This window comes from Muriicola sp. Z0-33 (assembly GCF_026126425.1).
GTDB lineage: Bacteria > Bacteroidota > Bacteroidia > Flavobacteriales > Flavobacteriaceae > JAFMPW01.
Map to the genome: position 1 here is coordinate 69883 of NZ_JAFMPW010000001.1, position 13947 is coordinate 83829.

Sequence of the window (13947 nt, forward strand, 5' to 3'; positions counted from 1 at the left end):
AGTGCTCATTTATTGTGCTACAAATAGCATCAAAAAATGAGCCAAAAGAATACGGTATTATATAATCGAGTGAAAACAGGTGTCTGATGTCTGCAACTTCCCTTCGATTGTTCCACGTGGAACACTTAAGGTTAACGCCCCATATAAACCAACAACACACTGATGTCGCTGGGAGAAACCCCGCTAATTCTGGAAGCTTGTGATATGGTTACTGGACGGATACTTTCTAGTTTTTCCCGCGCTTCATACGACAAAGATTTTAATACAGCATAATCAAAATCTTCGGGAATTTTTACATGCTCTAATCGTTGCAACTTATCTGCATTGTTCTTTTCTTTTTGGATATATCCAGAATACTTAACCTGGATTTCCGCTTGTTCCATCACTTCCCTATCCAACTCATTGGCGTCTACAAAATCGGAGACTTTTTCTAATTGAAGCATGTGCTCCATGGTCACCCTGGGTCTGGAAAAAACTTTAAACATCTTATCAGACTGCTTTACAGGTGAAGAATCAACGCTTTCGAGTATCGGGTTTATCTCCTGGGGCGCAAAACTTGTGTTCCGGAAAAAGTCTATAAATGCACTGGCCTTTTTTTCCTTGACCTCCATTCTGCGCAAGCGCTGCTCCCCGGCTAATCCAATCTTATGGCTTTTAGGTGTGAGTCTGAAGTCAGCATTATCCTGCCGTAAAAGCGTCCTGTATTCAGCTCTTGAAGTAAACATTCGATATGGCTCTTCTGTGCCTTTTGTTATTAAATCATCTATTAAAACCCCTATATATGCCTCATCTCTCTTTAAAACAAAAGGGTCCTTTTCATTGATCTTTAAGTGGGCATTTATGCCTGCCATTAACCCCTGTGAAGCAGCTTCCTCATAACCGGTAGTTCCATTGATCTGACCTGCGAAGTACAAATTATCTACCAGCTTAGTTTCTAAAGTATGCTTTAGCTGTGTAGGAGGAAAATAATCGTATTCAATAGCGTAACCTGGCCTGAAAAACTTCACTTTCTCAAACCCCTTAACTGATCTCAATGCCTTAAACTGGATATCTTCAGGAAGTGAGGTGGAAAAACCATTGACATACACCTCAACAGTATGCCATCCTTCAGGTTCAACAAAAATCTGATGACTGCTCTTATCGGCAAATCTATTGATCTTATCCTCAATTGAAGGACAATACCTTGGTCCAATGCTTTTAATTCTACCATTAAACATAGGAGACCTGTCAAAACCTTCACGAAGCATATCGTGCACCAAATCACTTGTATGCGTCATATGACAGTCTCGCTGTTGCTCTAAAACCGGGGTATCCAGATATGAAAACTTCTCTGGAATAGTGTCGCCCGGCTGCGGTATCATCACCTCATAATTTAAAGAACGACCATCAACTCTGGGCGGAGTGCCCGTTTTCATTCGTCCACTATCAAAACCAAGTGCAGTTAATTGCTCGGTAATTCCTGTAGCCGCCTTCTCACCAGCCCTACCTCCTCCGAATTGTTTTTCTCCAATATGTATTAAACCATTAAGGAAAGTGCCATTAGTCAGGACTACGGCATCTGCCTTAATATCGAGCCCTAATGAAGTTCTTACTCCGACAATTTTTCCGTTCCGTTCCAATAAACCTCTCACCATCTCCTGATAAAAATCCACATTTGGCGTTGCCTCTAATGCCCATCTCCATTCCTCAGCAAAACGCATCCTGTCGTTCTGTGCTCTAGGACTCCACATTGCCGGTCCTTTTGATTTATTAAGCATCTTAAACTGAATCGCAGATTTATCGGTGATAATACCACTATAGCCTCCCAAGGCATCAATCTCCCTTACGATCTGCCCCTTTGCAATACCTCCCATTGCCGGATTGCAAGACATTTGTCCAATGGTTTGCAAATTCATTGTTACCAATAAAGTTTTAGACCCCATATTGGCAGCTGCAGCTGCCGCTTCCGCACCAGCGTGCCCACCGCCTACCACAATAACATCATACTTCGTCTCAAACATAACTCTCCTATTGTTCCACGTGGAACATTAACATTTTATCCTCTTCTAATTTGCGCATCCTAGACTTTTCTTCTTCCGTCTTATCTCCGTACCCCATCATATGTAAAAGTCCATGAACCATTACTCTGTTTAACTCCCTTTCAAATGGCTCCTTTAACGAATTAGCATTATCCATAACCCTTTCAATTGAAATAAAAACATCACCACTTATAGTATTGCCCTCACTATAATCAAAGGTCAAAATATCTGTAAAACTATCGTGATTAAGGAACTTCTGATTTAATGCATGCAGGTAAATATCCGTACAGAAAATATAACTAATATCACCTGTTAACTTGCCCTCACTTTCTAAAACCCTAGTTAGCCAATAGGTGTAGTCTGATTTATTTTCCAGAAAGAAATCTGCCTCGTAGTTAAACTCAATCATTGTTTCTAAAATAGTTCCTTACCTTCTCTTGAAAAATTTGGTGCAAAGGTAAGGTTTGTCTATTTAAGATCTCATTTTCGTCTCTAAAATCCCTAAGGATGACAGGTTTATTGGTAATTGGATTCTGAAAAGCACTTTTATCGGTTACGCTTTCCCTTTCCTCTTTCTGACCTTGTTTTAAGCTGGCATTTTCTAATTTTAACAGCTGATGCTGTATGCTATTCATTTTATTCATCGTCCGCTGCGTTATACCATTTTCTAAAAGATCATTTTCGAAATCCTGCATCTGCTGTATTAACTTCTGACCCAATTGTCTGTCTTTCGTATTAATCATGTCCGTTAACTGCTGCTCTAACTGCTGTCTCAATAATTGTTGTTCCTTATAAATCTCGTAAAGCTCCTTCAATTCTTCTTCAGAAGGCCCTGTCTGCCCAGAAGTACCACTATTGCCCCCACTTCCTTCTTTCCCTTCGCCACTTTGTTTGCCTTTCCCTTCCTTTCCATTTTCTCCGCTCTTACCAGATTTTCCTTGCTCTCCCCCGTCCTTACCATCACCCTTTTCACCGCCTTCACCATTTTCGCCTTCCCCCTTTTTACCATCTTTGCCCTCTTCGCCAGATCCGCCATCTTTACCTTCCTTGCCAGATTCACCTATCTCACCCATTTTATCCTTTAATTCCCCCTGCGCCTTAATAATATCCGGCAACTGAAATCCCTGGCTACTGCTACCTGAGCCATTGCCTTGAGACATGCTTTGCTGCATATTATCCAGAAGATTTGCTAAAAAATCTGCCAGGTTATTAGAGGCGGTTAAGACATATTGCTGATAAGATACTCCTTGGTATAATTGATTCTCTGCCATACTGCCCAGAGACTTATCTATGTTATAGTACACGTCTGTTATTTGCTCGTTAACAAATTCAGACAATTCTGCCCTTCTTAAAGACAATGCAAATAAACTATCATCAACATGTTCAAATAAATCTCTCAACTCCTGTTGCTGACGTACACTTGATGAAAAATGAGATACATCTAAATCTATCCCCTCAAGGCTTTCATACAGTTTTTCCTGCTTAAATGAAAAAGTAATAAGGTTATCCAATATTTGTCGTAACATTTCAGCATCTTCAGCTATTGATGACCCTCCACCCGAAGATGAACTGGAATCCTTCAGGTCATCACTCATTTCCTGCATTTTCTGGGCTGCAGATTTTTGCTTTTGTTTTGCCCTCTTACCCATTTTCTGACGTTCCCCGGATTCAGAAGACTCTTCAGCTCCCTGGTGCTTGTTTATTTCCTCCAACGCCTGATTCTGATCTGTCTTTACCCCTTCTTCTTTCTCTTTATCAATCTTAAGTCTTAACGGCTTCTTAAGGTCCTGATTATCCTTTTGCAATTGCCTTAATTCTTCCGAAATTTCTTCGAAATTCTCATTAAGTTTTTGCTGTTCTTCATTAGAAAATTCTTCACCCAGTTTTAATTCTGATAAAATTTCCTGTTTTTTTGCTTCCTTTTCCAAATCACGGGACAGCTGTGCCGCTTTTTCCGTAACGTAATACCTCTTGGTTAATTCTACCAATTGCTCAAGACTCCTCTCCGTATTCTGCTGATTCTTTCCTAACTCTTCTAACTTTCTTGAAAGCTCTTCTTTATCTATTTTATCCGCCACTTTATTAAGCTCCTCGAGCAATTTCTCATTCTTCCTTGCCTGGATTTCCTGACGCTCAAGCCGTTCCTGAAGCAGTTTATTTAACTCATCATCTCTTTCCTCCTTTTGTAGGTTCTCTTTCAGGTCTTTGCTAAACTTTTGCATCATCTCTTCCTGCTGCTGTTGCTTTTGCAGAAAATCCTTTATTTGTCTTTGATCGTTAAAATTAAGACTGCTTTTTTCCTTTTGTTCCCTATTAATTTCTTTTAGGGTTTCCTTCTGTTCCTTGAAACTATCAAGGGATCTATCGAGTTGGTTAATTATAGACTGTTGATTCTCTAACTGCTTGTTTTTTAACTGGTTATCATCCAGCACCGCTAAGCTAAAAACCTGACTCTTAGTTGTTTTGCCTTTACGTAAAGCGTCATTATCCTGTACTTCAAAATAAAAGCTATATTGCTCCCCTTCCTGCAGTTCTAAGCCTGATGGAAAAGTATAGTAAAACTGTTCAAAATTTTTATTTGGACTTCCTAATTCTAAGACTTGAACATTCTCTCTGTTGCTCTCAGGGTAACACACCAGGCGAATGCTTTTCAGCTTATAATCATCGGAGGCCTCCCCGGAATAATAAGCCACATTAGGATTTAGCGAATCCAAAACCTGTCTTGCCTTAATTGTAGGATAAGCGTCTTTTATTACATTAAATCTATACTCTAGCTTTTCATAGTTCGCAACATTCTCATTTGATGTAGCCAATTGATAAGCGAAGTCAGAATAAATGCTTCTTGATAAACTAAAAGTATCTTCATCCTTCAAAAAAAGCTGTGTTGAATCAGAAGAAACAAGCTCAATCCTATCTGTATGTCTTCCATTGATTTTCCAGCTTACTTGCGTGCCTTCCGGAAACGTTGCATTCCCAGTGCTATTAAGTGCCTCTGTGGGCTTATTTGTATAATCAGGATAGTTTAACTCAAGCCTAAAATTCTGTATGCCGGGAGTCCTTAAAGCATTCAGTTCATAATTTCTTGAGGTTACCCCATTGGCTTCAAAATAAAAACTGGAAGACTGCAAGGGCGGTGTAATCTGATGCTGAAATACTCCATTCTTTTGCTGTAATAGATACTTTTTATCATTTAGCATCAAATACACATTTTCTGGTCTTACTTTTCCCTCTGTGGCCACCTGTATAACATACTCGGCACTTTCAAGAACATTTAAATCCCCCGAAATTAATCTAAACTCAAAAGGCGCAGGCGGTTCATAAGCGGTATCGTAATTAAGTACCCGCTTGTACGAGCTAAAAAACGAATTTATATTTCCCGATATCCAAATGACCCCAAATAGCAACAAGGGTATTACCATATACCTGGCGTATTTAAGGTTTTCCTTAAAATCGATAGCTTTAACGAAAGGGATTGGATGCAACTTAATTGAACGCTGTTCTATACTAGCCACAAGTAATTCTGATTGCTCCTTAGACTCTGCAAGATCCAATAAATTAAAAAGCTTATCTCCTACCTCTGGAAAATGTCTGCCAATTAAAACGGAGGCCTGCTTATTGCTTATGCCTTTCTTTAGTTTAAACAAGTAGAATAACGGAATAAGGATGTACCTAAACAATAAATATGCTTCTACTCCAATAAAGAACAACAATAAGAGTAACCTCCCCGTAGAATTCAGCCATAAAAAATACTCAACCCCCAGAACGACAAAAAAGAAAATCACCCCTAGTGCCAAAAAAAGAAGTCCGCCTTTGACCAGCATTTTTGTATAATACTTAGCTGAAAAACGCGCAAGTTTGTTTAATATGTCGTCAAAACTATTCAGAATCTCCTATATTTAATACCAAGATACCAGTTACTGGGAAAATGGTCCTCAAATATTTGTTAAAAAGTACGCAATGAGAGATTTAAAGTATTTGGCAGCAATTACCATTCCTATATCAGCGATTATAGGACTCTATTTTAAAGGAAGCATGACTTTCTTTACTCCTTTTTATGCGTTTGTTATTATTCCAATACTAGAGCTCATAATGCCTCTTGACAATTCTAATCTTAACCAGAATCTCGCGGCTAAAAAGAAGAATAACAAGCTTTTTGACTATATGCTTTATCTAAATGTGCCCTTAGTCTATGCTCTGCTTATTTACTCACTTTGGGACATAAGCTCATACAATTATTCTAATTTCGAACTAGGAGGGCTTATTTTCTCATTGGGTGTAGTTCTCGGAACTAATGGTATAAATGTAGCACATGAATTGGGGCACAGATCGTCATTTGCTGAAAGGCTACTTGGTAAGTTTCTTTTACTGCCCTCCTTTTACATGCATTTTTATATTGAACATAATTTTGGACACCACCTGCATGCCGCAACGAAGGAAGACCCGGCCACCGCCAAATATAACCAATCGGTATATTCCTTTTGGATAACTTCTGTTTTTCGCCAATATATAAGCGCCTGGAAATTGCAAACTAAGCTATTGCGCTCCGAAAACAGAGGGTTTTTATCTTACAAGAACGATATGTTATGGTTTACCCTATTACAACTAACATATGTCTTTACACTATTTTATTTCTTTGGATCAACAGCGGTTTATTTCGCGCTTTCCGCTGGCGTGGTGGGCTTCCTGCTTTTAGAAACCGTTAATTATATAGAGCATTACGGACTAATCCGAAACAAATTGGCCTCCGGACGCTATGAACGGGTTCAGGAAATACACTCCTGGAACAGCAATCATGTAATTGGCAGGATTGTGCTATATGAACTCACGCAGCATAGTGATCATCATTATAAATCCACAAAAAAATATCAGACCCTGGATTGCCATGATACTTCTCCTCAGATGCCTTTCGGTTATCCGACATCTATGGTGCTTTCTTTGGTGCCTCCCTTATGGTTTAAAATAATGAATCCACGAATTCCGGCTGAAATGAAGCCAACTGCCTAGGTCCTTTTCATATCTTTGCACCTTTAATTTCTATTTATGTCCAAAAAATGTCGTGTCCGATTTGCACCCAGCCCAACTGGCCCTCTGCATATTGGTGGAGTTAGAACAGCACTTTTTAATTACCTGTATGCAAAAAAGCATGGTGGCGATTTCATTTTAAGAATTGAGGATACTGATCAAAACCGATATGTTGAAGGTGCAGAAGAGTATATAATTAATTCCCTGAATTGGTGCGGCATTACCTTTGATGAAGGTCCTGGGAAAGACAAAGGCTTTGGGCCTTACCGGCAGAGTGAGCGTAAACATCTCTATCGTCAATACGCAGATGAGCTTATATCAAAAGGAAAGGCGTACTATGCCTTTGACACACAAGAGGAGCTAAATTTCCATAGAAAAGATCACGAAGAAAAGGGTAAAACATTTATTTACAATTGGCATAACCGTCTTAAATTGACCAATTCCCTATCACTTTCCAAAGAAGAAACGCAAACAAGACTAAATAGTAATGCGGATTATGTGATTCGGTTTTTGTCTCCTAAAGATGAGACTATAAAACTTCAAGACACCATAAGGGGTGAAATTACAATAGACACAAATATTCTTGACGACAAAGTTTTATTCAAAAGCGATGGGATGCCTACGTATCACCTGGCCAACATCATAGATGATCATTTAATGCAAATTTCACATATTATCCGCGGGGAGGAATGGTTGCCTTCTCTGGCTCTACATCAACTTCTTTACGATGCATTTGGTTGGCAAGCCCCTGAATTTGCCCATTTGCCCTTAATTATGAAGCCGACAGGGAAAGGTAAACTGAGCAAAAGAGATGGTGAAAAATTGGGCTTTCCGGTTTTCCCGTTGTCCTGGGGAGCTTCTGTTGGGTATAAAGAAGCAGGTTATTATCCTGAGGCAGTGATCAATTTTCTGGCCTTACTGGGATGGAACCCGGGAACAGAACAAGAACTTTTTAGCCTACAGGAACTATCCGCTGTATTTAGCCTGGAACGTGTGCACAAGGGTGGAGCGAGATTTGATCCAGATAAAACCAAATGGTATAATCATCATTATTTGCAACAACAGGATGAAGACGAACTCACAAAGCGCTTTCTAAGTAAGCTAAAGACTATTGCCGCAACAAGTAATACCGAAATAGATGCTGAGTTTAATGACGTTAAAAAAATTGTTCAGTTAATCAAGGAAAGAGCCACATTTGAAGCTGATTTCTGGGAGCTTTCTGATTTTTTCTTTATCGCTCCAACGGCCTACGATGAAAAAGCAACAAAGAAGCAATGGAAAGAAGATACCGCCGATATTCTTAACCAAGTTGCTTCAATCCTAGACAACATGGATGATTTTGAGGCCGAAATTATATCACATGGCGTTAAGGACTGGATCGGAAATGAAGGTCTGTCCTTTGGAAAAGTAATGCCTCCACTCAGGCTGGTGATCGTCGGGGCAATGAAAGGCCCGGATTTGTTCCAGATTATGGCACTTATTGGTAAAAATGCAAGCATAGAAAGAATTAAACGGGCCATTACAACTATTACAGACTCAAATATTTAGGTTTTTGTTTCATCTCCAAAGTGATTCAAGAACCGCTCCCTTCATCTTTAGTGTAACAAATCGTCTAAAAACCCTACTAATATGCTGAAGTCTTACTATATTCATTTACTCACTTAAAATCTTAAATCATGGGCAACTTCTTTCTTATACCAATTGTATTTTTTGGTCTGATTATATTGTTTTCATCCTTCTTTATTGTAAAGCAACAAACAGCTGCAATCGTTGAACGTTTTGGCAAATTCCACAGTATTCGCCAATCGGGATTACAAATGAAAATTCCCCTGGTAGACAGGATTACCGCCCGGCTGGGGTTAAAAATACAACAGCTTGATGTTATTGTGGAAACCAAGACCCTGGACGACGTTTTTGTTAAACTAAAGGTTTCTGTTCAATATGTGGTGATTAAAACCAAAGTGTATGATGCTTTTTACAAACTGGAATATCCGCATGACCAGATAACCTCCTATGTTTTTGATGTGGTCAGGGCAGAAGTTCCCAAGATGAAGTTAGATGATGTCTTCGTTAAGAAAGACGATATCGCCATTGCAGTAAAGTCCGAACTGCAAGATGCTATGTTAGATTATGGTTATGATATAATCAAAACCCTGGTAACAGACATCGACCCGGATGCTCAGGTAAAAGCCGCCATGAACAGGATTAATGCCTCGGAACGCGAAAAAATAGCTGCCCAGTTTGAAGGGGATGCAGCGCGCATCCTAATAGTGGAAAAAGCAAAGGCAGAGGCCGAAAGTAAAAGGTTACAGGGACAAGGTATCGCAGATCAGCGAAGAGAGATTGCCAGAGGTCTGGAAGAATCTGTAGAAGTGTTAAACAAAGTTGGCATCAATTCTCAGGAGGCATCAGCACTGATTGTTGTTACTCAACACTATGACACTCTACAGTCTATTGGGGAAGAAACCAACACCAATCTCATCTTGTTGCCAAATTCCCCGCAAGCTGGCAGTGATATGTTAAACAATATGGTGGCTTCATTTACTGCGAGCAATATGATAGGGGAGTCTATGAAAAAAACCAACAAGCCTAAAAAAGATGAGATGTAGAGCGTAAAAACCCTCAATAAAATACCCCGTTAGATCCAATCTAGCGGGGTATTTTTATACTTGTTACTTACTATTTCCTTTGTTGCAATTTAGCCCAGGTGTCTCTTAATGTAACCGTCCTGTTAAATACAAGATGATCTTCGGTACTATCAGGATCTACAGTAAAATAACCAAGTCTTTGAAATTGATAGCGCTCTTCTGGTTGCGCATCCTTCAGGCCAGGTTCAACATAAGCAGTAATTACCTTTAAAGAATCCGGATTTATAAACTCCATAAAGTTTTTGTCCTTATGGCTATCCGGAGTTTCATGAGTAAATAAACGATCATAAAGCCTTACTTCAGCGCTAACCGCATGTTCTGCTGCAACCCAGTGAAGAGTTCCTTTTACCTTTCGAAGGCTTTCTTCACTGCCACTACCGCTGCGACTTTTTGGATCATAAGTGCATTTTATTTCTATTATATTCCCGTCGGTATCTTTTATACAACTCTCAGCCTTAATGATATAGGCATTCTTAAGTCTGACCTCACCCCCTAGCTTGAGTCTAAAAAATTTTCTGTTGGCCTCTTCCCTGAAATCCTCCTGTTCTATAAAGAGTTCGCGTCCAAATGGAAGTTTTCTTTCCCCAGCTGAAGCATCTTCGGGATTGTTCTCTGCCACTAACCACTCCGTTTCTCCTTCCGGATAATTGGTAATGGTTAATTTAACAGGGTTTAATACCCCCATAACCCGAGGCGCTATTTTATTAAGATGTTCTCGTATATGAAACTCTAATAAGGAAACATCTACAACATTATCTCTTTTTGCAATACCAATAGTATCGGCAAAACTCCGAATAGATTCAGGCGTATACCCCCTGCGTCTCAGACCAGAAATAGTGGGCATTCTTGGATCATCCCAGCCATTTACAACCCCTTTCTCTACCAACTGGAGCAATTTTCTTTTGCTCACAACAGTATGGCTCAGGTTTCTTCTGGCAAACTCTCTTTGCTTGGGGCGCAACTTATCAGGATCTCTTACCTGATCTAAAAACCAGTCATAAAGCTCCCTGTGAGAAGCAAATTCCAGGGTACACAAAGAATGTGTTACCTGCTCTATATAATCACTTTCCCCATGTGTCCAGTCGTACATAGGATAAATACACCAATCGGTATTTGTTCGGTGATGCGCTTTATGCAATATGCGATACATAATAGGGTCTCGCATAAGCATATTGGAAGATGACATATCTATTTTAGCCCTTAACACATGGGATCCCTCAGGGAATTCACCATTTTTCATGCCCTCAAATAGTGCTAAATTCTCTTCTGCACTACGATTACGAAAGGGACTATCTACTCCAGCTTCAGTTGGAGTTCCCTTTTGTATTGCCATTTCTTCCGAAGATTGGCTGTCTACATAGGCTTTGCCGGCTTTTATGAACTCTACAGCCCAATCATAAAGTTGTTGAAAATAATCCGATGCATAACGCTCTTCATCCCATGTATATCCCAGCCATTCAACGTCTCGTTTAATGGCCTCCACATACTCTTGCTCCTCTTTTGTAGGATTTGTATCGTCAAAACGCAGATTTACCGGGGCACCATAACGTTCTCCCAAACCAAAATTAAGGCAGATAGAGCTGGCGTGCCCTATATGCAAGTAGCCGTTAGGCTCCGGTGGAAAGCGAAATCGCAAGGACTCCTTTGGAAAACCCTTTGCCAGATCTTCCTCTACAATATGCTCAATAAAATTAAGCGATTTAGGCGCATCACTCATGAAATAAATTTTGAAGCGCAAAGGTAGGAAAAATGGCGGTATTAGGGACTTCAAAATACCTATCCATACAAATACCACTGTTTCACAACAGATTTATTTACTGCCACAACATTAAATTCCCCGCGCGAGAATTAAATATCATATTTGTTATTGAATGCTGTGGTCTTTAGAAAGATAGCAGCCAAATACTATCAAAACTAACCAGAATCATAGCATTAACGGGGCCCAAAAACTCAAATTACAACTGTAGTAACTCAAATTTCCTACTTATGAAAACAAAACTACCAGTACCCATCCGCCCGCTTTTACTGACACTGCTAATGTTCAGTGCATTTATTAACAATGCACAGACCTTGGAAGCGCCTATTCCTGCGCCCAACCAAAACCCACCGGTAGGAAGTTCTGCCTGGGACAAAGCCTGTGCTTCTGCCACATTCAACGACTACTGGGTAGAATTTACATGGAATCCACCCCTGGTAAACGGGGATAACGAATTTATTCTGGAATTATCTGATGCTACAGGCGACTTCAGCAGCGCCGTAGAATTAGCCAGAGAAGATGCAGAAAATGTCAATTTTAATTTCTTCTTTCAATTCTCTATTCCTACAGACACCCGAGGCCAAGGCTATAAAATGAGGGTAAGAAGTACCAGTCCGGCTATAATAGGAGACGAGTCGGCTGCCTACGCCATGTACTATAGAGATTTTGATGATGCAATTTTAATAAGTCCAAATGGCGATGGAAACATTCCTCCCGGAGGTACTATTGAAGTTTGTGATGGGAGTTCTATTACCCTAGCGCCACATAATGTTCCTAATGCCGGGACATACCAGTACAATTGGTATAAAAGTTCAAGCCCGATTCCTGGTGAAAAAGGGGCCTCAATCACTGTAAATACTGCTGGTATTTATCAGGTGGAAATAGATTATGGCGATTGTTCAAGTGCCGGAGGAGGAACATTATCCCAGCCTATTGAGGTAACTGTAGGTGTTAGTCTTGGAATTGCAATAAACCCTCCTGCCAAAACTTCATTATGTACAGGTGAAACCGCGTCATTAGAAGCAAATATTACTGGCCAGGGACTAACTTATACATGGTTTAAGGATGGTGCTGCAATTACGCCTCCTACCGTAGATGACGATACTTATGTTGTAGACGCTTCAGTTCCTGGATTTGAAGGAGACTATCAGGTAGAGATTGAAGGACCAGGAGCCTGTTTGGAACGTTCCGCGGCAGTTACTATAACAAATGCGGGTAATTTCACTGTTACCAGAGACAACCCTGCCAATGTAGTAGTATTGCCAGGACAATCAGGAGTGTTAAGCGTTACCACTGATGCTTCCTCTCCTACTTTTCAATGGTATAGAGATGGCGCTCCGGTTGCAGGGGAAACCAGCAGCAGCATAACAGTAGACGAAACAGAAACAGGTGATTATTTTGCCCGTGTTTCTTTAAGTGGAGGATCTTGTTCCTCTACTTCAATAGACTCTCAGGTAACCACCGTGGTTATCCCAGATTCTCTGGAGTTAATAATAGATTATACTTCTGCCTATACAGCCTGTTCCAGCACCAATGTAACTTTGGGCGTTACCACCATTAACGCCTTAGATTCCGGAGGAGCCAGAACTGACGTAACCTCTGCTTTACTAACTGCCATGACCTATCAATGGCAAAAAGACGGAGCAAACGTTGCAGGGGCCACTTCGAACAACATAAGCCTTGCTGATATTTCGGAAAATGGCAACTACACTATAGATGGCAGTATAAGCACTTATAATTCAGGTTCCAATTCCTTATCCGTTCAGCTTTTGGTTAATGAAACTCTTACGCTAAACAGTACCAGCCTGGTGAGTTGCGGACCCTCTGAAATCATAACGATAAGCACCACTACCGATCTTAGCGGTGAGAGCTACGATTGGTTCCGTGATGGAGTTAACCTTAACTTAAGTACAGTAAGTATAGATGTATCAGACCCTGGAACATACCAATTGGTCTTAGACAGGAATGGGTGCCCGCTCAATTCAAATGAAATTGTGATTGCGCCTCTGGACCCCAACCGAATTTCCCTGGATCCATCAGACAATGTAGTGTTCCCGGAAGGGACCTCCAGAACTGTAACCGCGAGCGGAGCAGAGTCTTATAGATGGTTAGATGACAATAATGTAGAAATGAGCGCCAGCTCCTCTATGACTTTTACCAATGAAGGAGACTACATGCTTATAGCTACAATAGGCAATTGTACGGTTTCAAGACCTATAACAGTAGAATATCTGGACACTTTTAAAGTGCCTAATGTAATTACCATAAACGGAGATGGAATAAATGATCAATGGATCATTCCCAACTCCTATTCCAATGATCCTGAAGTAAATGTTATCATATACAATGAAAAAGGAGAAGAGGTTTATAATGTATTTAACTACCAAAATAACTGGCCTCAGTCTTCAACGGCCTTTCCAAACCAAAATATGGTCTTTTTCTATAAGATCAGAAACGCAGCGGAAGTGTTGAAGCAAGGGACAATAACTATTATTCGCTAAGT

8 protein-coding genes are annotated in these 13947 nt (G+C 40.3%); 4 read left to right on the top strand and 4 right to left on the bottom strand.

Annotation, left to right across the window (positions count from 1 at the left end):
* Positions 1-131 precede the first annotated feature (131 nt).
* Genes mnmG through J1G40_RS00360 form a run of 3 tightly spaced genes read right to left on the bottom strand, consistent with a single transcriptional unit; the run spans position 132 to position 5839 of the window.
* Positions 132-2000, bottom strand: a complete 1869-nt coding sequence (gene mnmG, locus J1G40_RS00350; RefSeq protein WP_265240281.1) for a tRNA uridine-5-carboxymethylaminomethyl(34) synthesis enzyme MnmG — start codon at positions 1998-2000, stop codon at positions 132-134.
* Positions 2001-2007: 7 nt separating this feature from the next.
* Positions 2008-2427, bottom strand: coding sequence for an rRNA maturation RNase YbeY (ybeY, locus tag J1G40_RS00355; protein ID WP_265240282.1), 420 nt, complete (start codon positions 2425-2427; stop codon positions 2008-2010).
* The gene (locus tag J1G40_RS00360) at positions 2420-5839 is read right to left on the bottom strand and encodes a DUF4175 family protein (protein ID WP_265240283.1); all 3420 of its coding nucleotides are present in this window, start codon (positions 5837-5839) and stop codon (positions 2420-2422) included. Before J1G40_RS00360 ends, ybeY begins: the two co-directional genes overlap by 8 nt.
* A gap of 136 nt (positions 5840-5975) precedes the next feature.
* Between J1G40_RS00360 and J1G40_RS00365 the strand changes: the two genes are divergently transcribed.
* The 3 genes from J1G40_RS00365 to J1G40_RS00375 all read left to right on the top strand — a co-directional run bounded on the left by J1G40_RS00365 (position 5976) and on the right by J1G40_RS00375 (position 9649).
* Positions 5976-7022 carry an alkane 1-monooxygenase gene (locus J1G40_RS00365; protein ID WP_265240284.1) on the top strand — a complete coding sequence of 349 codons (1047 nt, stop codon included), beginning with the start codon at positions 5976-5978 and terminating at the stop codon, positions 7020-7022.
* A gap of 36 nt (positions 7023-7058) precedes the next feature.
* The gene (gene gltX / locus J1G40_RS00370) at positions 7059-8588 is read left to right on the top strand and encodes a glutamate--tRNA ligase (RefSeq protein ID WP_265240285.1); all 1530 of its coding nucleotides are present in this window, start codon (positions 7059-7061) and stop codon (positions 8586-8588) included.
* Between the two features lie 128 nt (positions 8589-8716).
* Positions 8717-9649: an SPFH domain-containing protein gene (locus tag J1G40_RS00375; protein WP_265240286.1), complete on the top strand. Its 933-nt coding sequence runs from the start codon at positions 8717-8719 to the stop codon at positions 9647-9649.
* A 70-nt stretch (positions 9650-9719) separates the two neighbouring features.
* On the opposite strand, the gene J1G40_RS00380 is transcribed toward J1G40_RS00375, so the two are convergent.
* The gene (locus J1G40_RS00380) at positions 9720-11405 is read right to left on the bottom strand and encodes a glutamine--tRNA ligase/YqeY domain fusion protein (protein ID WP_265240287.1); all 1686 of its coding nucleotides are present in this window, start codon (positions 11403-11405) and stop codon (positions 9720-9722) included.
* A gap of 269 nt (positions 11406-11674) precedes the next feature.
* Here J1G40_RS00380 and J1G40_RS00385 point away from each other — a divergent pair, with 269 nt between their 5' ends.
* Complete coding sequence (locus tag J1G40_RS00385; protein WP_265240288.1) at positions 11675-13945, top strand: gliding motility-associated C-terminal domain-containing protein; 2271 nt, start codon at positions 11675-11677, stop codon at positions 13943-13945.
* The last annotated feature ends 2 nt before the right edge of the window (positions 13946-13947 follow it).